The 24,974-nt window shown below is 43.0% G+C and carries 20 protein-coding genes and 1 pseudogene; 6 read left to right on the forward strand and 15 right to left on the reverse strand.

Translation table 11 applies throughout. The features are described 5' to 3' along the window. Positions 1 to 87: 87 nt before the first annotated feature. The 6 genes and pseudogenes from H6G32_RS21040 to H6G32_RS21065 form a co-directional block, all read right to left on the reverse strand. Positions 88 to 1,611, reverse strand: a pseudogene (locus tag H6G32_RS21040) (CHASE2 domain-containing protein); the annotation flags it as partial. Positions 1,612 to 1,688: 77 nt separating this feature from the next. Beyond that, positions 1,689 to 2,708, reverse strand: a complete 1,020-nt coding sequence (locus H6G32_RS21045; RefSeq protein WP_190461779.1) for a DUF1822 family protein — start codon at positions 2,706 to 2,708, stop codon at positions 1,689 to 1,691. 183 nt (positions 2,709 to 2,891) lie between these two features. Beyond that, positions 2,892 to 5,564 (reverse strand): CHAT domain-containing protein, encoded by a 2,673-nt coding sequence (locus H6G32_RS21050; protein WP_190461781.1) that lies wholly within the window; start codon positions 5,562 to 5,564, stop codon positions 2,892 to 2,894. A gap of 127 nt (positions 5,565 to 5,691) precedes the next feature. After that, on the reverse strand, positions 5,692 to 6,333 hold the full coding sequence (locus H6G32_RS21055; RefSeq protein WP_190461783.1) for a sigma-70 family RNA polymerase sigma factor: 642 nt from the start codon (positions 6,331 to 6,333) through the stop codon (positions 5,692 to 5,694). A 188-nt stretch (positions 6,334 to 6,521) separates the two neighbouring features. Next, positions 6,522 to 7,898 carry a DUF2330 domain-containing protein gene (locus H6G32_RS21060; protein ID WP_190461785.1) on the reverse strand — a complete coding sequence of 459 codons (1,377 nt, stop codon included), beginning with the start codon at positions 7,896 to 7,898 and terminating at the stop codon, positions 6,522 to 6,524. Between the two features lie 25 nt (positions 7,899 to 7,923). Beyond that, positions 7,924 to 8,754 carry an RnfABCDGE type electron transport complex subunit D gene (locus tag H6G32_RS21065; RefSeq protein ID WP_190461787.1) on the reverse strand — a complete coding sequence of 277 codons (831 nt, stop codon included), beginning with the start codon at positions 8,752 to 8,754 and terminating at the stop codon, positions 7,924 to 7,926. 198 nt (positions 8,755 to 8,952) lie between these two features. Here H6G32_RS21065 and H6G32_RS21070 point away from each other — a divergent pair, with 198 nt between their 5' ends. Beyond that, positions 8,953 to 9,636: a polysaccharide deacetylase family protein gene (locus H6G32_RS21070; protein WP_190461789.1), complete on the forward strand. Its 684-nt coding sequence runs from the start codon at positions 8,953 to 8,955 to the stop codon at positions 9,634 to 9,636. Here H6G32_RS21070 and mltA read toward each other — a convergent pair. Together mltA and H6G32_RS21080 are read right to left on the reverse strand one after the other, a co-directional pair. Continuing rightward, a complete protein-coding gene (mltA, locus tag H6G32_RS21075; RefSeq protein ID WP_190461791.1) occupies positions 9,623 to 10,894 on the reverse strand; it encodes a murein transglycosylase A in 1,272 nt (423 codons plus the stop codon). The two genes, H6G32_RS21070 and mltA, sit on opposite strands and share 14 nt — an antisense overlap. Before the next feature lie 123 nt (positions 10,895 to 11,017). Further along, on the reverse strand, positions 11,018 to 12,331 hold the full coding sequence (locus H6G32_RS21080) for a proton extrusion protein PcxA (protein ID WP_375539813.1): 1,314 nt from the start codon (positions 12,329 to 12,331) through the stop codon (positions 11,018 to 11,020). An 87-nt stretch (positions 12,332 to 12,418) separates the two neighbouring features. Between H6G32_RS21080 and H6G32_RS21085 the strand changes: the two genes are divergently transcribed. From H6G32_RS21085 to msrA, 4 genes are all read left to right on the forward strand, one after another. Continuing rightward, on the forward strand, positions 12,419 to 14,626 hold the full coding sequence (locus H6G32_RS21085; protein ID WP_190461795.1) for a recombinase family protein: 2,208 nt from the start codon (positions 12,419 to 12,421) through the stop codon (positions 14,624 to 14,626). Positions 14,627 to 15,173: 547 nt separating this feature from the next. Next, positions 15,174 to 16,028: a cyanoexosortase A gene (crtA, locus tag H6G32_RS21090; protein ID WP_199328197.1), complete on the forward strand. Its 855-nt coding sequence runs from the start codon at positions 15,174 to 15,176 to the stop codon at positions 16,026 to 16,028. Between the two features lie 171 nt (positions 16,029 to 16,199). Then, on the forward strand, positions 16,200 to 16,481 hold the full coding sequence (locus tag H6G32_RS21095) for a heavy metal-binding domain-containing protein (protein WP_199328198.1): 282 nt from the start codon (positions 16,200 to 16,202) through the stop codon (positions 16,479 to 16,481). Positions 16,482 to 16,587: 106 nt separating this feature from the next. Beyond that, the gene (msrA, locus tag H6G32_RS21100) at positions 16,588 to 17,256 is read left to right on the forward strand and encodes a peptide-methionine (S)-S-oxide reductase MsrA (RefSeq protein WP_190461799.1); all 669 of its coding nucleotides are present in this window, start codon (positions 16,588 to 16,590) and stop codon (positions 17,254 to 17,256) included. A gap of 53 nt (positions 17,257 to 17,309) precedes the next feature. On the opposite strand, the gene H6G32_RS21105 is transcribed toward msrA, so the two are convergent. The 4 genes from H6G32_RS21105 to H6G32_RS21120 all read right to left on the reverse strand — a co-directional run bounded on the left by H6G32_RS21105 (position 17,310) and on the right by H6G32_RS21120 (position 21,434). Next, a complete protein-coding gene (locus tag H6G32_RS21105; RefSeq protein WP_190461801.1) occupies positions 17,310 to 18,503 on the reverse strand; it encodes a serine/threonine protein kinase in 1,194 nt (397 codons plus the stop codon). Between the two features lie 613 nt (positions 18,504 to 19,116). Next, positions 19,117 to 20,121: a glycosyltransferase gene (locus H6G32_RS21110; protein ID WP_190461803.1), complete on the reverse strand. Its 1,005-nt coding sequence runs from the start codon at positions 20,119 to 20,121 to the stop codon at positions 19,117 to 19,119. A gap of 11 nt (positions 20,122 to 20,132) precedes the next feature. Beyond that, entirely contained in the window at positions 20,133 to 20,786 is a 654-nt protein-coding gene (locus H6G32_RS21115; protein WP_190461804.1) for a DUF6391 domain-containing protein, read from the reverse strand. A 384-nt stretch (positions 20,787 to 21,170) separates the two neighbouring features. Further along, positions 21,171 to 21,434: a helix-turn-helix domain-containing protein gene (locus H6G32_RS21120; RefSeq protein WP_190461806.1), complete on the reverse strand. Its 264-nt coding sequence runs from the start codon at positions 21,432 to 21,434 to the stop codon at positions 21,171 to 21,173. A gap of 350 nt (positions 21,435 to 21,784) precedes the next feature. Here H6G32_RS21120 and H6G32_RS21125 point away from each other — a divergent pair, with 350 nt between their 5' ends. After that, positions 21,785 to 22,762 (forward strand): carbohydrate kinase family protein, encoded by a 978-nt coding sequence (locus H6G32_RS21125; protein WP_190461808.1) that lies wholly within the window; start codon positions 21,785 to 21,787, stop codon positions 22,760 to 22,762. Here the strand turns inward: H6G32_RS21125 and H6G32_RS21130 are convergent. From H6G32_RS21130 to sfsA, 3 genes are all read right to left on the reverse strand, one after another. Then, complete coding sequence (locus tag H6G32_RS21130) at positions 22,759 to 23,523, reverse strand: HIRAN domain-containing protein (protein ID WP_190461810.1); 765 nt, start codon at positions 23,521 to 23,523, stop codon at positions 22,759 to 22,761. The genes H6G32_RS21125 and H6G32_RS21130 overlap by 4 nt on opposite strands. 165 nt (positions 23,524 to 23,688) lie before the next feature. Continuing rightward, a complete protein-coding gene (locus H6G32_RS21135) occupies positions 23,689 to 24,171 on the reverse strand; it encodes a gluconokinase (RefSeq protein WP_190461813.1) in 483 nt (160 codons plus the stop codon). Between the two features lie 28 nt (positions 24,172 to 24,199). Continuing rightward, entirely contained in the window at positions 24,200 to 24,925 is a 726-nt protein-coding gene (sfsA, locus tag H6G32_RS21140) for a DNA/RNA nuclease SfsA (protein WP_190461814.1), read from the reverse strand. Positions 24,926 to 24,974 lie beyond the last annotated feature (49 nt).

The raw sequence follows: 24,974 nt of genomic DNA on the forward strand, positions 1-24,974 counted from the left end.
TCAGAAAAGCAATCCCTAATGCTTTTGCAGATGGGATACAGGGGATTGTAGTTTCCCCAGTAAAGGTAACACTTTCAAAGTAAAAGATATTTGTCTATATTTTTTACAACTATCACTTCCCTTACACACACCGATCAAGTTCTTAGTCCCCTGGAGACGAGAAATTAAATCTGGCTGTTCTGCGGAAAAGTCACGGTAGATATCCAAGCCAATTGCTCTGGGTTGGTACTCTTCAAATCTGGCTAGGAGTTTATTGAGAGATTTGTCAGACAGGGAAGTTCCTTTCAAATACTCGCCATTTTGTCGTTGATTTGCCAAGTCTTGATCGTCAATTGTCACCACCAGCAAGCGCTGATCCATCCCCTCATCAGGGCGCGATCGCATCATTTGGTCAAAGGCTTTTAGTTCTCCACTTTGTAGCAGTCCCAAAAACCTCACCCCACAGATTAAGGCAGTCATCAACAGATTAGATAGCAAAGCTGCCTTAATGGGGTAGATGCGGGGCACTAGTCGACTAAGTGGTATTACGGTTGTACACCTTAGCTCCTCCCAAGTGAGTGGTATCTGCGCCGGATTTTGGCAAATCACTGGCAGCCAAGTAGCACAAGGAAATTTATCTTCAATCCCTTGCAACCTTTCCCGCCCTTGCCGCACCGCTTGATATAAACTTTCTCCACTAGCAAAACCTTGGAGAAAATACTTTAAGAACTCCTGGGCCACTTTATCTGGCACCGGTTCACGCATGACAATAATCTGAGGGATTTGTAAGTCACCTAGTTCTCGCGCCAACCCCAACCCATCACAAGAATTGAATATTGCTAGCTGCAAGCCACGTTCAATGGCTTTTCTGAGGGCATACTTTAACTCGCTGATTGTCAGGCTATCGGTTTTATTCAGGTATATCCGCCCAATTTCCCCATTTTCCTGACTGGAACTATGTCCGGCGAAGAACAGAATATCCCAATTTTTTGCCCAGAGGTGCTCTGTCAATTCTTGGCGCTTTGGTTCTACCACAAACTTGACATCTGCGTGATTACACTGCTGTAGTAAAGCTTGGTCAGCCTCGGTGTCAATCCCCTGACTATCACCCACAATTGCTAGAATATTTACCAATGGGTTGGGAGTACGTGGCTTGGGAATGCGATCGTAGCTTGGCGAAGACAAAGCCAGTTCAGCTTTGGGGTAACGTTCCAGCAAGTCCCAGAGATGCCAAGGTAATCGTTGCAATTGGCTATTTTCTGTTTGTACTATCACCCTGACTTCTTCTGAGGGCGATAATCGTTCCAGCCATTTCTCCTTTAGGGGACGAAACGCCTCTGCTTGGAGCCAGTGGTTGATCTGTGCCCGTAAAATACCAGCAGTGTGCTCACAATTTTGTGTCGTGGACACATTCGTTACCTGGTCATTGTCAGCATGTAGGCGATAACGGTTGCCCAACTGTCGATAACTAGACTGCCAATGGCTATAGTACAAAGGCATTTCCGGTGATGGAGGTAGCTTCCCCGATATTTCTGTTGAGGGATGCTCGCGTTCTTCGCCAATCTGGAGAGTAACTGTAAACCCCTGCTCAAAACTACCCTCTCCGAATTTCAGAACCACTAACTTACCCATGACTCAGCTATTGCGTCTTCAATTTGTTAGGACTGATAATTACCCATTACTGACAGAGTTATGCAAATCTACTGGCTTTAAATCATGAAATGTTCTATCACACTATGATCGTTTAATGAAATTGTCACGCTAAATTGCTCTTTGGCTTCCCCTGTCAACTTCAACTGTATATAATCATCGGATTCTCTGGCAACAACTGTCCGAACCACAGAGCCTGATCCGTCTAGAACAGTAAATTTTAATCCCTGTGGCAGGTGTATTTGATTACCTGTAGGCCACAAATTGAGGAGAATACCAGTTTGTTGGTTAACTTCGGGACTGATTTCTACCTTTAAGATAACAGGCTGATTATAGCTTTTGAGTCCCCAATCAATCAATTTTGCCCTGTTGGGGGTATTTTTTTCAACAGTCGCGCGCCAGCGAAAGGCATAGGCTGGGATGATATCCGGCATATCCCACAAGGATTCAACAGTTTGCCAGCCCTGGTCAAATATACCAGCAAACCACTGGCTTAGATTCACCAATTGCTTCTGTTGTGTCGATTGTTTGTTTAAAGCAGCACAAGGTTGCAGTTGATTTAAATGTAGTTTTTCCGTAGCAACACTAGGCACAAAACTCAGTTGCTCTATGTGCTCGATTAAGGCTTCGAGGGGTTGCAGTTGACTTAAAGGTAGTTCTTCAGTGGCAACATTAGGAACAAAACCCATTAGTCTTGCCTCTTGGCACGATTCGTCAATTTGTACTACCACATAACCCACCCGTTCTTCCCATGTCTCTGGGGGAATGGAGCATATAGGCTGATTTACAAGCATAGGACGACACTCCAGGCGTCCAACGGAGGGTAACTCCAAGTCAGCCACATTTGCACAGAAGCGCATAAAGCGGTTCCAACTGTCACTGACTTCGAGATTAGTAGGAATGTCCATCATTTGCATATAGTCATTCACCACCCATACAGCCAGTGTATTGAGCCTGACTTGCTCTGCTTTTTCAGAATTAGGCTGTTGGTTAGCAAACTCCTGAGCAGTTTTGATAGCTCTTTGGGTAATTGGCAAGGTTAAAGCAAAATCTTCTAGCTGATGGGTGGTGTTATTCATAGTTCAATTCCGATCCGAGTCATCTATGCTGCTATATAAATATCGCTCGCATTAACTAAATTTATGCCAAAAATTGACATTTTCCCCAGGGCAAAAAAGCTGGAGGGTGGGGATTCATTAAAGTTATCCAAAATTGTTTGTTCTCAACCCCAGGGAGTAAGCCCATTCCTAGAAGGGATGGGTTTAAAGCCAATTGCCAATTAGTACATAGGCAGCCCAAAAGCCTGGTTTGTTATAGTTGGGATGTTTGAGCAGTTTGATTTGGGCAAGACGGAGAGCTTCGGCTTTGGTCATATTGCTGCCTTTGAGTTGTCGATAGAATTCACCTACAAACAAGGCTGTCGATTCATCATCAATTTGCCATAGGGATGCTACAGTACTGTGGGCCCCCGCTCTGATTGCTGCCCCTGCTAGACCAAGGGCAGCACGGTTATCTCCGGCGGCTGTTTGACAGGCACTCAAGACTAATAATTCTATTCTGGTTTGATTTTGACTGCCTAAAAGAAGCTCGAAATCTTTGACTTTGATTGGACGGTCGGCGGTTAAAATAAAAGTGTTCTCAGCACGGGAACTAAATTCACCGTGGGTTGCTAAATGCACGACGTTGAATTGAGTAGCATTAATTTGCCTCTCTAGTGCCCCACGAGTGAATTTTTCATCCACTAAACTGGTTGTGGAAACTCCTGATTGGGCAATGAGTTTGAGTTCAGATTTGATGGCAGGCAAGGGGGCAAACTTGGGAAACTCTGGTGGGGGCTGAGTTAACCCAGCGGTTAGGGCGTTTAGCAGTTGTGGTACTAGTGGTTTAGGATTGAGGAGTTGCAATCCCATGCTGAGGGCGATCGCATATTTTTCAACTAAGAATTTTTTGCCATCATAGAGGGATGCCATTGGTAAATTGCGTAATGGCCCATCTAGCACAAACACCAGAGTTTTCACCCCCCTGGCTTGCAATTCTAAGTCGATGGGTTGGAGCAGCCAGTTATAAACTTTTTGTGACTGGATTTTAATGTCATTAAGGGCAGAGGGGCTAACAAGATTTTTTCGCAGTTGTAACAGGATTTTTTCTACATCTGCTTGGGAAATTTTGGTAATGTAATTCCGCAGGGGTTTGTGGGGAATTTTGACAATTACCTGAATCTCTTGAGGAAGAATAATTGGATAAAGGATTGCAGCAGTGGGATTATCTTTGTCTACCAATTGATCGAGGGCTACCTTCTGACCTTGTAGGCAAGCTTCCCGGAAAAAATTGTCTAATTCTGCCAATTGTAGGGCTTCAATCCGCTCTCTTGCTTTCTCTAAGATGATTTCGTCCTGTTTTCCTTCTAGGGATTGCAACAGTAACTCTACGGACTCTCGATATACTGGTTCTACTGTATCCCGGAAGTTAAATTGCACCTCTGGATTAACTGCTACCAGGTCACTGCGGAGAGATTGGAGGGTTTCCACCGCTACATCATAGGCGGCGATCGCACCCGTGAAGTCTTTTTGCGCCCGCAGCAATCTACCTAACTGCCACTCTAAGCGATAGGCAATCTCTGGTGCATTGCTGAACTGAGCCAGGGTTAATCCTTGCCGGGTGAGATTTTGGGCGTATGTAATCTGTCCAGTTTTCTCGTACAAGCCCCCCAGACTTTCCAGAGTATAAGCCTCTGCCTGCTTGTCACCCAAACTCTGGGCTTGCTGGTTGGCTCTGGCAAGTAATAAGGCTAAGTCTTTAGTAGTCAATACTGAGTGAGAACCTTTATTTCCCATTTTCGACTCAGCAGCGATCGCTTTCATCACACTTTCGGCAAAGTTGATGTGAGCATAAATAGTGCTACGGCTGGGGGGGAGTTGATCGAGTTGGGAACGAATTAAGGGAAATAAAGTTTGAGCATCTACCAATTGTTGAGTCTGAATCAGTAGGCTGAGGTGATTTAGTTGTGCTTGAACCTTTGTTAATCGTGAAGGAGATACTGCGACTGCTTGTTGATAGTATTTGATTGCCTGATCTGTTTGTTGTAAAGTCCGGGTGTGGTTTCCTAAGCTGAAAAGACTGGCTCCAATATCTACCGGGGATGACAAGCGTTGAGCAATTGCTAGACTTTCCTCTAATGCCTTAATGGACTCTTCTGGCTTGCCCACTAACAAGAGCATATCACCGAGAGCTCGGCACCCTATGGCCTTTTCTAGAGAATCTGGTTGAGATTGTAATGTCTGATTTACAAGTTTTAGTTTTTCTAGAGCCCGATTGTAAAATCCCTGCGATCGCCAGGCCTGAGCTTGATTGATCTGAACTCGCACCACACCGCTTTTATTTTTTGCTTGTTTATAAATCTCTTCTGTCTGCTTCCAAGTTGCTAAAGCTACTTCTGGCTGTCCCATTGTCAGTTGCAGACGACCTTGGATATCGAGTGATTGGGCCAATACTGGCAAATTTTGGCTTTTATCCTGTCCTTTGAGCAACTTTAAGCTATTTTCAATTGCTTGCTTTGCCTCAGTCCACGCACCGAGTTGCTGGTAAGCCAAGGAAAGATTGCTCAGACTGGTAGCAAGTCTGAGGATATCGCCCTGCTGTTGATATTCCTCAACTGCCTGCTTTAACACTTGTACTGCTTGAGCAAACCTTCCAGATTGATATAACACTTTACCCTGTTGCAGTAAAGAGGCAGGAGCAGACTCTGGAATGGAGGAATTAATATTGTTGATTGCCAGTTGGTATGAGGTATTGATTCTAGGAACGCTTGCTAGTACGGGTGAACTAAGGATGCACAGCAAAGCCGTTATAAAGTATAAAAACAAACGTATTGCTTTTTGCCTTTTAACTTTGACAAAATTGGAGACAGAAAGCCTAGTTACTGTATTTATGAGCATGGCAAGAAGTACCTGACCAGGAGATTTTACCCAATTGGGGACTGGGGACTCTTTACTGGGTAAGAGTTTGACTAATGACCAATGACCTGTTTGACCAATGACTAATGACCTGTTTGACCAATAATCTTCATAAATAGCCCTCAGCTTCAGCAAATTTACGCAAGCGTGGGAGACATTGGCGCTGATAAAAACTGCTTAATGTGGGAATTGGCAGATTGAATTCCGCAGACAATTCTTTCCAGCTAACTTCCGGGGGTAGACGCTTCAAAATTAACACCTGACAATTTACGTCAGGATGCCCTTTAATATAAGTAGCGCGCAGTTCTCCATCCGGGTCTGTGCTTGCCCAAATTTCCAAGTTTTCCAGTATGGGAGGTGCTTGGGGAGGAGCCACTAAATTGTCTTCAGGGTGAATGATGTCATTTTTATCACCTTGACGGATTTTGATAGAGACTGTTGTGGCCTGTTCATGGTGCTGGGCAATGTAAAAGTCTTGCAATCTACGTTTGAGATAAGCATTCAGCCAGGTAATGATAGTGCCATAAGCGGGGTCATAGGTTTGACCTGTCAGACCGTCACAAACATTGCGGCAAAAATACAACCAAGTTTGTTGGACGGCGTCTTGATAATAGGGAGTACTTTCCCTCCAGAGCCTATTGGCAGTCAAGCGAATAATTTGCGTGAGCAGCTTTTGACGCTGAGGGCTTCCTGGTGGGTATCCACAGGCTTGGGTAACTAAACAGCGTAGCTGTTCATCGAATTCAAGCATAACAATCTTGGCGAAAAAGGCAAGAATATCTTAAGTATTACGGATAAAAATGTTCTAGAGAATTTTCCTTGATGATTACTTTGTTTATTTTAGAAATTTTTTCCATGAGAAAATTTTTATACATCTATGGGGAAAGCACAACGATGAGTGGAGACTTGCTCCGGGTATAAATGTGCTTCCCCACCTATCTACAGTCCCAGCCAAGAGATCAGGTTTTCCCACCAGGAATTAGCCTGATAAGGAGTGGTTAACTTCATTTTTTGGCGAATGTCTTGAATTTTCCAGTTGGTTAACTTGGCCAGGGTTTGGGCCTCTTGTTCAAAGCGTTGGGGCAAAGACCGCTTGTATTCTCTGCCTGCTTGACACTTAAGTGTGCCTGTAAACGGATGTTGTAAGATGTAACGTCCTTGGAAAGATTCGCGGTTGGCTGTTTCTTGGAACATCGGGTCTTCAGGGAATTTGTCACGGGTATAGCGGACGTGTAGACGGGTGATGAAGACATTGCTTGTTGGCAAGGGACGAGGAAAGCCAGGAGGTGCTGAACTATCCCATGTAGGATTATTATCCTGCCAAAATACACCGGCTTGTTTGAGTTCCTCTGGAGTCAGGGGTTCGGCAGAACAGGGATCGCAACTACTCATATCCCAGGCATATTCGACAAAACCAACTTTCCGGTCTTCTTTAACGTAGGAGTTTTGGAACAGGGATTTATAAAATTCGCCAAATTCATTTTTGACAAATATGGGAATATTGGCGTTGGAGGGAATTTTGACTGTTCGGTAGTTGGTGATTTCTGAGAATCCCTTGGGGGATAAAATGTAGACAATCAGGTCTTGCTCAGTGGTGGCGTTAATCATCCCCAAACGAATGGGCAGCATGAACTTGGGTGATTTGTAGGAAATTTGCAGTGGACGCAAGAGTTGATAGCCGGATGCCTCGAATTTATCTAAGTTGACTTTGGCAACAAAGAATTTCATTGAGGAACGAATGTAGGGTTTCAGTAACTGTTTCGCTCCTTTGGGAATTTTGTAGCCATTGCGGTTGAGCCAAGTTTCTAGTCCACCAGATTCTTTGGCGCTGAGAATCAAAATATCGTATTCACCAACGTTGAAACGGGCCTCAATTGTGACGCCTAAACTGCGATCGCCTCTCTGCTTGGTCTCAGATAAACGGCTTGCTCCTAAGTTAGGTGCTGCTGAGGGCATTACATTTTCGTAAGCTGTGGCACAGGGGTCAGAGTCGAAATATTCTACCAATCGGGGGGCGCTAAAAGCATCCAGACGCTCGATAATCTTGGGTTCGGCAACACGAACTTGCTCTTTTTGCAACACTGTTGGCACTGGTATGACGATCGCAAAATCTTTGGCTGGGCCTTGAAAGTCGTTGGCCATGGTGAGCACGGTGCGATCGCCTGATCGCGCCATCACCACCTGAGAAGTCTTGTTATATAGCTTGGCATCGGCTTTGGCCACATAAAATCCACAAAATGCCCAAGCTGCGGGGGCAAAGCACAGAACTGCTACAAATACCACCAGTAATGAGGCTAAAAATCGAAAATGTTTCATTTTTTTATTTTTCGATGATATTGAGTTAAGACTCAGGAGTTATCAAAACTTCTCCCATTACCTGATTACTTTCTTCCTTTATCCAAGAAAATCGTGGACTTAGCCAGAGAGTATCTAGGAGAATGGTTAAGGGAGCTAGGGCAAACAGCGCCCAGAAAACTGCGGTAGAGAGAAAAAAATAATTCCGCAAAATAAAAGTCAATATGGCGATAGATACTGCCCAAGTGATCCGCCCAATTCGGGCATTGGGAATTGACCGGGGATCAGTCACCATAAATAGGGCAAATAGCAGCAAAGACCCACTCATCAAGCGATGCCAGTATACATCCCAAGTCCACCCTAGCCAGAGATTACGCACCGCTTCCAGCAAGGAGTAAGCGCCTAAAAAAGCTGCTGTGGTGTCCCAACGACCAACCCGTTGCAAAATCAGTCCGCCAGTTCCAGCAAATAGCAGCCCATACCACCATTGTTCACCCCACTGTCCTGGGGAAACCCAAGCATCGTTTGTGAGTACTAAGGCGGAAATGATGCCAAAATTGGCAGGATTAAAGAAATGCTTTTCACCAACTTGGAAAATAAATTTGCTGGCGATCGCCATTACTGCGGCTATTGCCATTGTCGTCCAGTGGTCTGCCCGCAATAATAAGCTGAGTCCCAGAGAGGTAATTAAGGGACTGCGAATATTGAGCTTTGGTTCTTTGGTGACTAATGACAATAGCCATTGGGTGATTAGACAAGTGGCGATCGCCACCCCAATCAATTCTGGTCTCAGTGTCCAGTCTCTTGTACCAATCCCCAAAACCAAAAACAAACTGAGAAAAAGAATTTGATAGTCTCGTATATCTTTAAGCAACACTACCCCTTAAGTCGGGGATTCCCCCTAGACGTCTCATCAATTTAAATGAGTGGGAGTTCAAATCATGTTGCTGTTACAAATTTTGTTACAAACTGAGAGTTTGGCTAATCAAAAACTGTCTTAAAATTGGTTATCCTATCCTTAAGTCTGCTGTCTACACTCATGGCAGCAGGATTAAAAGCTAGGCCCAGATAAAAGATGCAACTAGCACCCCTGTTCCCGATTATTTACCGTCTTCTCCAACCGAGTTTTCCTAACTGCCTTTGGGGTGGGGATGGGAATAAAAAAGCGATCGCTTTAACCTTTGATGATGGCCCCCATCCGCAATACACACCGCAGGTTTTGGCAGTTTTAGACCGTTACCAGATTCCCGCTAGTTTCTTTTGGTTGGGTGCTTGTGTCAACCGTTCTCCAGAAATTGCTGCCTCTGTTTGCGATCGCGGACACTGGATTGGCTTGCATGGTTATGATCATCGTTCTTTTCCCATGCTTTCCCCCACTGACCTAAAAGACAGTTTAGAAAAAACCCAAGCCGCTATTTATCACGCTTGCAACATCCAACCTGAACAAGTGCGCGATGTTCGACCCCCCAATGGTTTATTCACTCCCGCTACTTTAAAATTATTGCTTCAGTGGAATTACAGAGCAGTAATGTGGAGCGTTGTACCGGAAGATTGGGTGCGTCCAGGGGTGACAACTGTAGTCCAGCGAGTACTTCAGCAGGTGAAAAACGGCTCCTTAATTGTCTTGCATGATGGTGTTTGCGGTGGAGAGGATGTTGCCGCTACTATCGAAATACTCATTCCTCAACTATTGCGACAAGGCTATCATTTTGTGACGGTTGATGCTTTGTGGACACAAATTCCAATTAATTTGGTTTGAGTAGTAGATAAAATAATTGCCCGTTACTAACTGTTACCCCTGCGCGATCGCCTGCTAATGTGCCAGTACCTAAAAAGTAATCTACTCTACCTGCACCTTTAATTGCACCCCCCGCATCTTGGTCAAGAACAAAACGGCTAATGGTGCGATGTTCTATTTTATTGGCATTATTGGCAAAGGGAATAGCAGCGCGAATTAAGGCTAAAGCACCAGGAGGCATGAGGGATTTATCTGTAGCAATTGAACGTTCTGCTGTTAAGGGTACGTTGATTGAACCTGTTGCTGGTGTACCGTGGTTTTCTTGAAAAAATACAAAACTGCGATCGCGGGGGATATAAATATTTAAGTCTTGAGGATGTTTGTGGAAATAGTCGAGAATCATGGGCATAGTCACACCTGTTGAGGGTAATTTGCCATCATTTATCAGTTCTCGACCAATGCTTTTATAATCATAAGCGATATTACCCGCATAACCGATGGTTGTTTGAGTGCCATCAGTTAGCTGAAGTCGCGCTGAACCTTGAATTTGCGCTTGATATGGTTCTAGGCGATCGCGAAACCAAAACAATTCTAGCCCCCGCAGTTTACCTTTTGCACCTTGCAAACCATCTGCACCTTCTAACTCTAAACGCGGGGGATGAGGCTTAGTCCAGGAATTTAAATCAGGGGGTAATCGATAAACAGGATAACGATACTCTGCTGTAGGAGTCCGACTTGCAGCATACATCGGTTCATAGTAAGCGGTAAATAAAACAGTTCCTTGACTATCCTTACCAACTGACTGATAAAAGACAAATTCTTTTTCTATCGCTGCGTGAAGTGCTGCTGAGGAATTAGTTGTGAGTAGTAGTTCGCGAAATCTTTGTAAACTTTTGAAAACGCGATCGCGAGTAATTCCCACCACGGGATACCTTTGATAAACAGCCACAGCGCCAGATGTTTGCAAGTATCCCAAACTGCGATCTATAGCCGTCAACAATGCCTTTTTGTCGGCAATTTGACTATTTTCACCCTCATAAATTACCTGATCCAAACAAGAGGGATCATCTTGACAACAAGTAACTGATGCTCTTTGTAAAAGTACTGGACGTAAAGATGTTTTTTGCTGTTGTGTGGTAAAGTCAACTGGTAAATTCCACTTCTTTAGCTGACATTCTGGCAGACTGAGTTGCGGTTTTCCCATTGGTTGAATCCGCACCAGAAAAATCAACAAAACTATCGGTAGGCTGATAGTGATGGCAATGAATATCTTTTTCATCCAAAAAATCAAAATTTTCAATCAATTTTAAATTCAACAATTAAAACCTTCTCCCCAACTACCAATGACCAATGACCAATGACCAATGACCAATGACCAATGACCAATGACCAATGACCCATTCTATTCATTCATATTACGGTAAGTAGCGACTGCTGAAGGCGATATCCGATTCAAGTAACGGAAAATCCAGTATTTAAAAATTGTATCTAAAATCACGGGAAATGTCGCAATAAACAAGAAGATAAAATCTCTATTTGCTGGTAATCCCCAATGATGCGATATCCCTTCAAGAACTACTTCCCAGCCATGAGGGGAGTGAAAACCAACAAAGACATCAGTAAACAAAATGATAATAAATGCTTTGGCACTATCACTCAAACCATAAACAATATGATCAAAGAAATCTTTTAGCACCACAATAGAAGAATTGCTAATTAGCAAAAGCCAGATGAACGCCCCAACAGAAAAAATATCTGCAAACACATTTTTAATAGCATTGGCGCTTTCTTTGCTAAATTCTTCAGCCACCTCCCGCGCTTTCTCTTTCATCTTGGTTTCTGCTTCTTCATTAGAAAGAGGTGGTGCATTGCTAATGAGGTTTTCAAACTTGATTCTCTCTTCAAACCTTTGCAGTTGTTCAAGTGCTTCTTCTTCCATCTCAAAATTGAGAAATACTTGCACTGTCTCTGAACTTCTCAAACGATCAACTAGCGGACCTACCACCAAAAATTTTGATAGCTGATGAGTTAGCAGTGGTACTATAATTAGTAGGAGAATAAATCTGATAGATATAATTGTTCTTTTTTGGTTCTGACGAAAACTTTTAACAACATCTTGCTCAGAGTTGGGATCTAATTCTACTTGTAGACGATTGATGGTACTTAAAATCGAACGGGGTAATATACCAGTTGTATCAGCTTTTCTCTGTGGTTTTTTATCAAGATTTTGAGCGGGTAAGTTGGGGGATATTGGTTGAGCAATTGCTGAATCAATGGATGTAGTAGAAGCTTGATTAACTAAACTTGAAGAAGTTGTTTCCAGATTAAAGGTAGTATATTTTGATATAACTTGATCAATGAATTTTAGCTTTTCTAAAATTGAGGAACGACTGGGATATTCGATATCTGCTTTATCAGCAGCTTTTTGATGACTTTCATCTGAAAACCAACGACTAGCTTTAAACTCTGTCAGCCGCATTCTGGCATTTTTTATCAGTTTTTTGAGGTCTGACTCAAAATAATCCATCACACTACTGCTATAGATAGCAGATTCACAGTCTATTGGATTACCGTTAAAATGCTTATTTTCGATTTCCTTAATTTTTAATGCCGCTTGGTAAGCTTCATCTAAAGCACGTTCTGGTGTCCTTAAATACCATCGGTAAGCAGCCAGTAAGAATGGGTAAATTTTTTGGCTAAATACAGAGTTTTTCATCGTAAACAATCATCCAGCATTTTTTGGTGATTCTTAAACTTAAGTTAGCGCACGAGGTATACTAACAAATCTACAAGGAGACTGTTTGTGGTTTCTCATTCTGTTTGGATTATTGGCACTAGTCGCACTGGTAAGACCACTTGCTTGGTAGAGCAGTTTTGTCGCTGGGTGCAAGGTGATAGCCAAGATATCGAATCATTTTATACTAAAAATCAAGGGCAAAAGAAAACAGATAGCACTCCAAAACCTTTGTATCTTCGACAAACAGAACCAGGAGTTTTAGTCTTAGCGGCTAATGATGATAATCGCCGAGAATTCAGTGATGCGATTGTTACAAAAACTGTAGGTAAATATCCAATTCGTGCCAAAACACCACTAGGTTTTTTTCAGGATGAGGTGATTTTATTTTGGCCGTTGCTGATTCAGTCATTGCAGCTAAAAGGACAATTTCCGGTAAGATTACGCCCAGAAACTGAGCAGGAATTGGCGACAAAACTCTGGCGTTCTCAGTTAGACGAAGAAACTTTGCGTCGTGCGGGAGTGAATGAGTACCGCTTGGTGCGTCGCATCTTGGACTTATGGCAATTAGCGGCTTACAGTGGTACACCATCTGAAGATATTGCCCAGATTTTGCAAAGTGGCTTACAGGAGAATGCCATAAATTTAGAACCAGAATTTTTGGTGTCTTTGTTGCTAGATTGGCGTAACTGGTGTTTAGAGAGGGGGTTACTGACTTATGGAATGATTACCGAACTCTACAGCCAGCACTTATTAACTAATTGCCAATATCAGCAGCGTCTAGTGCAACGTTATCAGGCGGTGCTAGCGGATGATGTTGATGATTATCCTGCTATAGCCTATCACTTGTTTAAGTTTTTGTTAGATCAAGGTGCTGTAGGAGCGTTTAGTTATAATCCCGATGGTGCAGTACGTTTGGGATTGGGAGCAGATCCCAATTATTTGCAAGGGTTAGCAGGGCTTTGTCAGGTAGAAAATTTAACTGGGCCGCCGCTAGATAGTTTGGCTGTTCAACTTGTAACACCAATACTTGAATTAATTATACAACCGATAGAAATATTGAGTTTGCCAGAGTCTGTGCAGTTAATTCAAACTACCTCTCGCGCTCAATTATTGCGGGATACAGCAGAGGTAATCATTAATGCCATCAAGTCTGGGCAAGCAGAGCCGGAGGAAGTAGCGATTATTGCCCCTGGGTTAGATGCGATCGCACGTTATACCCTCATAGAAATCCTGACCAAGCAAAATATTCAGGTAGAACCGCTTAATGACCAACGTCCCCTAATTAGTGTACCCGTAGTTCGCGCTTTACTCACCTTGATCTCCCTAGTTTATCCTGGCTTGGGGCGGTTAGTAGATCGGGATGCTGTAGCTGAGATGTTAGTTGTCTTGAGTCGGAGACAACAACCACCAGAAAACTCCTCAGAACTGAAAACGAGGCAACCAGCATGGACTACAGATATTGATCCTGTACGCGCTGGGTTAATTGCCGATTACTGCTTTGTACCCCATCCCGATCACCCTAACTTGTTACCAGTCAAAGCCTTTGAGCGCTGGGATAGGATCGGCTATGCTGCCACCACAGCCTATCATCGGATATTGCAGTGGTTAGAAAAACAGCGATTTACTGAAAGCAACCCTACAGAAACGCGCCTCCCCAGCCCGATTTACCTGTTATACCTGGCAATTGTGCACTTTCTGTGTAGCGAACGTCATCCTGCCTACGACCAACTGGCAGTACTGCGGGAATTACTAGAAACCGCCCAACACTACTGGGAAATTGATACCAGACTCAGACAAATTGATCTAGTAGAGACAACAGATCATGCCACCATTGCCGAATTTATTCAACTGCTGCGGCGTGGTACTATCACCGCTAACCCTTATCCCCTGCGTTCCATCGGCCCAGCCTCTAAGGCTGTCACCTTAGCCACAATCTTTCAATATCGCTCTAGTAGACGATTTCACCGTTGGCATTTCTGGCTTGATGCTGGTTCACCTCTGTGGGCAAAAGGTGGTGCGGCTACTCTGTTTGGTGCCAACTTGTTTCTGCAAGAAAGGCTAGGAGAGCCTTGGACAGCAGAAGATGAAGCATTAGCCGAACAACAACGATTGCGGAGGATTTTAGCCGATTTACTTGCCCGTGTATCCCAGAAAGTTTATTTGTGTCACAGCGATTTAGCCGTGAATGGACAAGAACAACTAGGGCCGCTTTTACCCTTGGTAAGTGCCTGTGTTGCAGATATTCCGGTGGCTAGTGTTAGTAGCTGTAAGTAAGTATGCCAAAAGGAATCAAACTATATTAAGTAAAGTAACAAATGTTGAAATTAGCTCCTAGGGAGGGCTAAAGCCCTCCCTATCTCCTGTACTCGCCCTAGGCGGTAAGCGCAGCTATGCCCCCTTCTCTTGACAAAGTAGGGCACAGAGCCGCTTACTACAAACCTTTAATTATTTACATTGCTCTACTTAGGCTGAAAATTTGCGTTTTTGTTTTTTTACCAAAAATTTACATAAGATTAATTTTTTTGGTCTGTATTAATTACATTATCTAAGTATAATAATGAAAGTTTTCAGCAGTTTACATTTGAAGAAACTACATTGTACAGAGGTTGCACAAACAGCCTCTAGATATGTTTAAATTTTCCCACTATAGTTCCTTCTACTTAAATGTGCTGTAACTTAAAACATCTGAGAATCAAGGCAAACATTGGGTAAGTTATGTATGTAACTAATACTTAATGACGAGTTAATTGTACCAAAGCTCTTTTTAACTAAGTAGATATCTCTGCGGCTCACTTCTAGATGCTTTTTGAGCAAAATCAACATGAATAACCTCAGCTCACTGAAATTCTTCAAACATGAGCCGTTCTGGCTTTTGAGCATTGCTGCTGCCTTAGAGGCAATTTGCATCACTTTAGTTTGGCGTGCTGATGATTCTGGTCATTTGGCGATGAATATTCTGTTTTTGTGCGCCACAGGTAGCCTGCTGTGGGACAAACGCCATAAACTGACTTTTGAGACGGGAGTCTTGCCCAGCATTGTGGGTATAGTACTGATTGGTTGGGTGCTATGGCAAAGTGCTACTTTGAATGTGGATCATACTCTTCGTCTACTATCATTCACTTCTGCCCTTGGCGTCAGCTTGCTGGCTTCTGGTTTTAAAGGATTAAAGCAATATTGGGAGGAACTGATAATCCTGTTTTTCCTGGGCGTACCAAGTGTAGTGGCTAAACTCTTGTTTGATCTTTCGCCCTTGACTGCCAGATTTTCAGGTTTGATTTTGTGGTATTTGGGTTTTGATGTTTCCGTGACTGGCATCAGCGTCCATCTGCCAAAAGGAAGCATCAAGGTTGTTTATGAATGTTCTGGCATCGATATTATTACTTATATCTTGGGAATAGCCGTAATTGCCCTGGTGATGTTTCCTATTGCCCGCAGCAAGCGACTTCTGGTGGCGATTTTCGGCATTATCCTGGGATTTTTTATCAATGCGGTTCGAGTTGCCATGTTGGCACTAATGGCAGGAGCAAATCATGCTGCCTTTGATGACTGGCATGGGGGAAAGGCTTCCTATTCATTTGCTCTCATAGCTATCCTAATTTTTGGGGCTGTTTATATGTTTCTGCTATGGCAAGAAGAACAGCAAGCCAAGAATATTCAGAAGCCTGAAGAAGTTTAGGTGCCATCTGTGTTGAGTTGACTGAAGAGGCAGGGGACAGGGAGCTTTCTAGCAGGGGGAGAGTTTTCAGATTTTTGCACAGAAGCAGAAATCATAACTAATCAGCCGGACATGATATTAAGATATCCCTGGTTGGGGCAGTGGTTTAGAACTCTTGGTAAAAATACTGAAATGACCAACTTCACCGAAGGGCTTTATGATGCCCGTGAACTGTCAATGGAACGGATGCAGGTTGAAGCTGCCCAACTCCAAGCCGAAGGAATCATTGGTGCAAATATTCATGAGCATCAATACTCTTGGAGTTCTCATGTAATTGAGTTCTTTGCTTTGGGAACAGCAGTTACACCCACCCGCACAGATCACCATATACCTACGCCGCACTTAACCCTCTCTTTGAATGACCCACCACCGGTAATCAATACAGTGTTGGCTCCTCCAAGTGCAGACCACTAAAAAAGCATCAAACCCATGGCAGAGCAGGGGACATTGCATCATGGCCAAACTCTTTAAAATATATAAGTAAGGCAAAATCTCACATGACAAATCAGAGTTAGAATCAATGGCGTTATTTGGATTTGGTAAAAAGCTGGCTATCCCTACTCCTGAGCAAGCTTTGCCAGGAAGAGCAGAGTCTATATCTGTACCTGCTAAACACTATGTCAATGGCAATCGGCTGAAATCTCCTTTTCCCGATGGATTGGAAACAGCCATGTTTGGACTAGGCTGTTTTTGGGGTGCAGAACGCAAATTCTGGCAACTTGACGGAGTTTACACCACAGCAGTGGGTTACGCCGCAGGCACTACGCCTAATCCCACCTATGAAGAGGTGTGTACTGGCATGACTGGTCACAATGAAGTAGTATTGGTGGTATTTGACCCAAAAGTAATTAGTTATTCCCAACTACTGAAAGTTTTTTGGGAAAGCCATAACCCCACCCAAGGGATGCGCCAAGGTAATGATACTGGCACTCAATATCGTTCAGGAATTTACGTCTATTCTCCAAGTCAAAAGCAGCTGGCAGAAGCATCGCGGCAAGCTTATCAGCCAGCCCTCAGCAGTGCTGGTTATGGGCAAATTAGCACAGAAATCTTGGATGCTCCTGAGTTCTACTATGCAGAAGCCTACCATCAGCAGTACTTGGCCAAAAACCCTAGAGGTTATTGTGGCTTAGGAGGTACTAATGTAGCTTGTCCTGTAGGAATCAATGAAGCCCAAGTGACTGGCTAAATGCTAACTACCGTACCTTTATGGGTGCGGTGGTTAGCTTTGGCTGAAATTTTTCACAGTAAGGATTTCAGTGCGATGAATGCCCCAACCCACAAGATAATGCTCAGAGGTGCGCCAATGAGAACACCGGCGATTGCCCAACCTCTTTGATGGGCTTTGAATTGTTCAATACTATTCCACCGTCTACTTTTCCAAGCCCATTCATTACCTTTTGCTCCCAAGGCGATGGACATTACCCAGCCAACCTGGGGTACAAAAGAAAACAATCCAATCCAGACTTGATTAGTCCACACCCACAACCAAGGTAGGAGAAAGGCTCCCCAGTTCCAGCCGAGAATTTCTTCAGGGACTGTTTCTGTTTGATTATTGATACCGCAGCCAGAATTATTGATTATTTCTTTTGGCAATAAAGGCCGATTCTGGCTTGAGGATTTGACAGCTAGACCAGATTTGAGAGCTTCTATTGCTTGGCGGGAACTAGCAAATCGTTGTTCTGGTGCGGGTTCTATTAACTTTTGCAGCCAGCTAACAAAACTGGGACTGAGGTTAACTCGGTCAGCAAATTGCAGCCGCAAATCCTGCTGGGGTAAATCAGCTGGAGGTGTGCCAGTTAATAAATGTATTAAACTTGCTCCCAAGGCATAGAGGTCTGATGCCGCAATCGCCCGACCGCCAAATTGTTCCATTGGGGCATAACCATAAGTACCCACAACGGTAAAAGTAACGCCTTCTTTGGCAGCTTTATCTTGAACTGCACCGAAATCAACTAAATAAATCTGATTATCTTCACCCCAGATTAAATTACTCGGTTTAATATCCCGATGCAATACGCCAGGGTTTAATTCATGCAGATATATGAGAATTTTTAAGACCTCAAAGGCAATTTTCCGAGTTTGCTTTTCGCTAAATCTTTTACCACTAACAAGTTTTTCCTTGAGAGACTCGCCAGGGATATATTCTTGGACTAAGCCAAACCAGAGATTGCGGTCATCGATACAAAAATAATCGATATATCGGGGAATGCGGGGATGATTTAGCTGTTTGAGAATTTGCGCTTCTCGCTCAAAGAGTTTCAGGTCATCCCATTGTACAGTACCGCCAAAGGCTAGGAGTTTAACCACAACTAGCGCCTTTTTCTCATCAGAGGCTCGTAAGTCCAATGCTTGCCAAGTTTGACGAATTCCATTGTTGCCGAGTTGGCGCTGAATTTGATAACGGTCTTGTAAAATTTGTTCTGTTTGCAGCATCTGACACCTGCTGGCAATTTACTCTAGACTTATTCCCCTACTATTTAAAGATAGTGGTATTTTTTGAAAATGGCAGGTGAGTTAGTCCTAGGCTGACAATTTTCTAGACAAAGCTATACATATATTGACAAAAGTCAATATATTTTATAGCGATTAAGAGTTACGTGAGGTACAGATAATATTTTGAAACGCAAAGGGACGCAAAGTAAAGCGCAGAGGTACGCAGAGATTTGTACCTCAGCAGACTAGGAAATGCTATAGTTGAAAAAATCAAATACTTGATGATTCTGTCTCCTAGCTACAAGCCCCATCCCCTTGTCGGTGGGGCATTTGACCTTTTTTGAATTCAAAATTCAAAATAGAGCCTACGGCTCCCGTAAGGGATACAAAATTCTGTTAGGAAGAAGAATTAAGATTTTGAATTGATTAATTTTGGGTACAAGCCCCCGCCATAATCTTTGATTATGGCGGTCTTCAATTAGTGGGAGCTTGAAGGAGCCACTAATTGTCTTTAATTTTCAATTGATAATTTTGAATTGAATTGACGTATTTTCTGTCCAGCTGATAAGTAAAATGCCGAAAACCCCGAAGTGAATCCTTCAAAACTTTTTAGTTACTGCATTCCCTGAAAATATTTCTTTTTCAGTTTACCAAGTATCCTTTGTGTGAATAATTTGGCTGCCCGCCTTCTTGTAAAATTCTTGATATTAGATGAATGCTGGTTTTGATGATCAAAAAAATCATTTAATTCAGCTAAAATAACTGTGAACCGTTGAATAATATTTTCGGTTCGATGCTCTGCTAAAAGCTGATCAGATAAAGCTAAGGATGTTGACGATTCCAGGGTTTTGAGAATACGCTGAACATCATATTCTTGAGAATATCCAGCAATTTTATAACAATTAAATCCCGGATCTAAATAATCAGCAAGTCCACCATTGACACTAGAAAAGACTTGACAGCCACAGGCGAGGGCTTCCATCGGTTGCAAGCCAAATCCTTCGCTCACTCCCTGTTGTGCCCAGTATTCAGCGGAGTCATAGAGGTAAATTTTAGCCCGATTGAATAGTCCAGGTAAATCCTTAACATAAGCATCAACAACAAAGACTTTACACCGTTGCTGCAATGCTGGAATCAATTGTTTGATTAAATATTCTGAAGATTTACGCGACTGAACTAAAACATCAATATCTCGCTGAAGATGCAAATTTACAAATTCATCAGCGATTTGATTGGGTAAATAATAAATTAAAGAATTAGGTGATTTTTGCCCCCAATATCCCATGGTACTGCGGCTGACAGTGATGATAGGAATACTTGCTGGTAAATTGAATTTGTAACCCGCACTGTGGGCATGGTAAACGACATTGTATTGCTTGAGTTTAGGGGCGAGTTGGGCTATGTCAAATCCCCAGCTAATGATAAAAATGGCATCATCTAAATTTTTCTCCTTGAGCAGGTCATCAATGAAAAGTTGCCCTTTTTCCCGCTGACGGTAAGTTACAACATCAGCACTACAGACTTGCTGGGCAAAAGTAACTGTTTTTAACTCTACCCAAAGACCACCACAGGCAAATTTGCCATCTGTCCCAGGTACTAAGAAATAAAGCTTTCTCATTTTTTCTCTAATTAATCTTGCCAGCCTACCTGAACTAAATGCCCTTGTCTTCCCCAAACATCCCGTGCGATCGCAATATTTTCAATTGCTAGATTAAAGGGGATGGCGGTTGTCAGGTAACGCTGTGCCATAAAACCTACATCAGGTGCAATTTCCGCTGCTGTCGTCGCTGCTAACCCTAAACCTATAAGTTGTTCAATTGGTCGGAATGGTAGCAACAAATGCACACTCACCGCTAGTCCAGCGGTTAACAGCATTGCTACTGATAAATTTGTGCCGCAACGGGGATGTACGGCTAAATCCCATTCTCCACTGATCAAGCGTTGTCGGGCAAGGGTTACTGCACGTCGCAAATCGCTAATATTTACCTCACCATAGAGGTAAAATCCCTTTTCGGTAGATAAACCGCCTAATCGCTCATTATCAACTTGAACTTTAGTCGGTTCCCCTGTGGGAGAATAAACGCTTTTGGATTCGCTGAGTACCCAAACTGTAGCGTGTTCTAGAGCATGAACCTGCCGCACCATGAGAATTTCTTTCAGCCCAGGAATAAATGATAGCTGTTTGAGTAAATCAGCATCTTGGGTGGGATGCGGTGCTGTCAAGTCAAAGCTAAAAAAATCAAAGGGAGACGAGTTACCTTGAAAAGAAGCAGAAGTATTCATCGGAACACTGCTCTCCAAGCCGAGGGAGCAATATAGATTTCTTTTAAATGTAGCGCTTGCACCCCTTGATTGTTGCTAATTTTTGTTGTTGATTAGCCGTGTTAATCATCTGGGGCGGTGTTGATCAAGTTGCTTACTGAATCAGCCACACCGTTTCAACCGTTCTTAAATACTACTGCCATCCTGAAACGGTGGTGACTGAATGACCAGAATTTTGAGTAGCAGATGCACCTCCTGCTACTCAACAAGCGCTGAAAGGGTAATAGAGTCTGAGGTGGTAGAGGTTCACACTGAAATAAAGGAGTGAGGAGGAAAACAATCGGTAAACCTCAAAATTTACTTGGAGCATCCCAGAGTGGCGATCGCACTCTACTGGCAAATAGTTTAATCGTTCTCGCTAGGCAAAATACAACAATTCACATCATTCAAACAGACTTTTCCCCACTGCAAAGCCCAGCGGACTAGTGCTACTCGGTTTTCCGTTTGGGTCTTGGTGAGAACGTTGCTAATATGGTTATCAACTGTACGTTTACTAATTTCCAGTTTTCCTGCAATCTCTTGGTTAGTTAAGCCAGCGGCCACTAAGTCGATAATTTGCAGTTCTCTGTCTGACAGACTAACAGGGGTCTGAGACTCACTAGTAGCCATGACTTATCCGTTTCTCCCTTGGTATATGTACTCAATCGCTCATTCTAATTCTAGAAGATTCTTTTAAAGGTAGGAGTTTTAATTGTTAGTAGTAATTCGATTATCAATATTTTCTTTGGATTTGGGCTTGGCAGTAATTCAAGTTCTAGATATATAAGTAACAAATATTACAATTATCTCAAAAAATATTTTGACTACGGAGGTAAAAAAGTAGGCTAAAAATCAGATACATCCTTTATAAGTAGCAAAAATTGCTATTTTATTCTGTCAATGACTGGCGACAGATGAGTAAAGATTGTTGTAGATTTTATACTGGAACGCCTAATCCCAAATCGAAAATCTAAAATGAGATGAGCAATCCCCGTGTTTTGTGCCTTGGTGAAATTTTGTTCGATTGTTTAGCTGATCAATTGGGGCTAGAGATGGAAGCCGTAAAATCCTGGACTCCCTACCCAGGGGGGGCACCAGCTAACGTAGCCTGTGCTTTGGTAAAACTGGGAACCCCGGCGGGTTTTATTGGATGTGTTGGTGAGGATGAACCAGGAAATACACTGGTTAAACTATTACAAGAAGTCGGTGTAGAGACAACAGGGGTGCAACGCCATACCACAGCACCAACGCGGCAAGTTTATGTGGTGCGGGATATGCTAGGCGATCGCACTTTTGCCGGCTTTGGCAAGTATGATACCGCTGAGTTTGCCGATACCCGCCTACAAGCCAAGCAATTACCACCATCGCTGTTTGAAGAAGCGGATTTCTTGATTTTGGGTACTTTGGAATTAGCCTATCCTGAAAGTAAGCAGGCAATTCACCGCGCCCTGGATTTGGCTGAACAATATGACCTGAAAATAGTCCTGGATGTCAACTGGCGTCCTGTATTTTGGCAAGATGCCGACATGGCACGGCAAAAAATTCAGGAATTATTAAAGCGAGTGGATTTCCTCAAACTTACCAAAGAAGAAGCCCAATGGCTTTTTGATACCACTGATGCAGGAGCCATTACTTATCGCTTAAATTCAGTTGATGGGGTGCTGGTGACAGATGGGGAACATGGTTCCACCTATTGTCTGGGTGAAAACGAAGGCAAATTAAGCGCATTTTCTATCCCCGTTGTTGATACCACCGGTGCGGGAGATAGTTTTTTGGCTGGGTTTATCCATCAGTTGAGTCAGCAAGGTATCCACAGCTTGAGTGATCCAGAAATAGCAAAAGGTATCGTTACCTATGCTAGTGCTGTGGGGGCGCTAACTACAATTAAACCTGGTGCGATCGCTTCTCAACCTACCGCTGCTGAGGTTGAAGCTTTTCTCGCCTCCCATCAACTTTAAGTAGTAGCACAACCAACTGGGATATCAGCTAAAATCGGCTGATACTCCCAGCTTGAAAATGGGCGAAATTCTTCATCCCATTCTGCCGTCATATTACACAACAAACGTAGCTGTAGTGGTGCTGGTACTGGGTTGATGCGTTCAACTTGTACTTTTACAAGTTCTGGATTTTTGTTCTTGAGTTTAAAAATATCATCCACGATATACCGAGGACAATAACCAACAATGTGATGATCCTTAGTACATAACAGCAAAGCACAAGGGTCATAGGGATTTTGAAATTCGTTAGCTAGATACAACAATTCGCTTGTTTGTAATTGACTAATCCTTTCAATTGCAGATGGAGGAAGGTGTCGCAGTCCATGTGCAAAAAAATGGATACAATATAAACCATTTTCATCTGGTTCTGGACAGGGAAAAACCTCATAATTATCAGTTACCTTTTGCCCACCACTACGAGAAAGGATGGTAATTGGTTCATCCTCATGTTCAGGAATATTTAGCCATTCAATATAACTTTTATAGTCAGGGCGAGAGGGTCGCATTAATCTATTAGAAAATAAGGGAAAAAGTTCAACAGATGTATATACTCTGTTCAATTCTGGAAAAGAGAGCAATGCTTGAAACCCAAATTTAGTTTGAGCTTCTGTGGCTCCTTGAGTATACACAAACTGGTATTGTGTCCCATCATAAGTTAAGCGACCGATGGGAAACCAAGACCGACTTTTGGGATCTTGCCAAGCTAAAAAAAGTGTTTTCATAGTAGGGTGTCTCGTAGCTTCAGTAGTCTATTTTGATTTAATTCCAATATCTTCTGTGCAAATTCAATTGCAGTTTTTGATATTCGAGGCATCTGGTGGAACTTCAATTATAGGAAATGGCTCTAACATGATTTATTTTCAAAGCCAACATAATATATAGCAATCTTAAACCGCTAAAGCTGCTCTCAGGTTTTTCACAATCACCTCTGGTGGTTCTGAAACATCCATGTAAATAGCATTATCTGGCTCTTCAAGGGCATCAAACTGACTTTTGAGAAGTTTTTCGCTCATGAAATGATTTTGCCGCTCTTGCAGGCGTTTTTGGAGGATTTCAAAAGAACCTTTGAGGTAAACTAGCTGGATGCGGTTATCAAATAAGAGAAATTGCCGATAACTAGCTTTTAATGCAGAACACGCCAGCACAACATTTTTATTTTCTTTTAACCACTGTTGGATAGCTGTTTGCAAATCTTGTAACCAAGGCATTCTATCGGCATCACTGAGGGGGATACCATGCTGCATTTTCTCGATATTCGCTGGTGAGTGGAAGGTGTCAGCGTCGCTAAATTCCCAGTTTAATGATTCTGCTAGGAGTTGGCTGATGGTGGTTTTGCCGGCACCGGAGACACCCATTACTAAAATAATCATTTGAAAATAATAGGTTTGATATTCGTGATCAAATTTTTAGTTTTGCTAGACCTAAGTAACGGATGCCTTCGGGGGAAACTTGAAATCGGCAGGGTAGGACTTCTAAACCGAGTGCGATCGCATCCCGCAATAATTTACTATATACAGGATCTGTGGTGTCACCAGGGGCAAACTGTTCACAATCACCCCGATTGATAAAGTAAAGCATTACCGCACGAGTTTGGGGTAAAAGTGCCATTAGTTCCCGCAAATGCTTTTGTCCTCTTGTCGTCTCTGTGTCGGGAAATAAGGCCAAAGTTCCTTGGGCCCAAGTTGTGTTTTTCACTTCTACATAAATCGGCGGTTGCTGATCACTTCCTGTCAAGAAAAAATCTACCCGACTTTTTTTATCATGTCCATAAACCACCTCACCCTTGATTTGGGTATATTCCCCCAATTCTGAAAACAGGTATTTTGCCAAAGCTAGTTTCACCACCCGATTTGGTAAAGCTGTATTCACGCCTACCCAAGTCGGCCCGTTATCATTTACTTGAATCAATTCTAAGGTGTAAGCTAATTTGCGGTTGGGATTATCGCTTTTGGAAAGCTGTACCGCACTCCCAATAGTTGAAACTCCAGTCATTGGCCCTGTATTGGGACAGTGTGCTGTCACAACTTCGCCAGAATCTAGTTGAATATCAGCAAAAAATCGCTTGTAGCGTTTGAGCAAAATACCGGGATATAAGGTTGGGTATTGGTAAAGCCAATCAATCATTGTCAGAGTGAGCAGATTATGCAATTTATTACATTACTTAAAGTAGCTC

This window comes from Cylindrospermum sp. FACHB-282 (genome assembly GCF_014697195.1).
Lineage (GTDB): Bacteria > Cyanobacteriota > Cyanobacteriia > Cyanobacteriales > Nostocaceae > Cylindrospermum.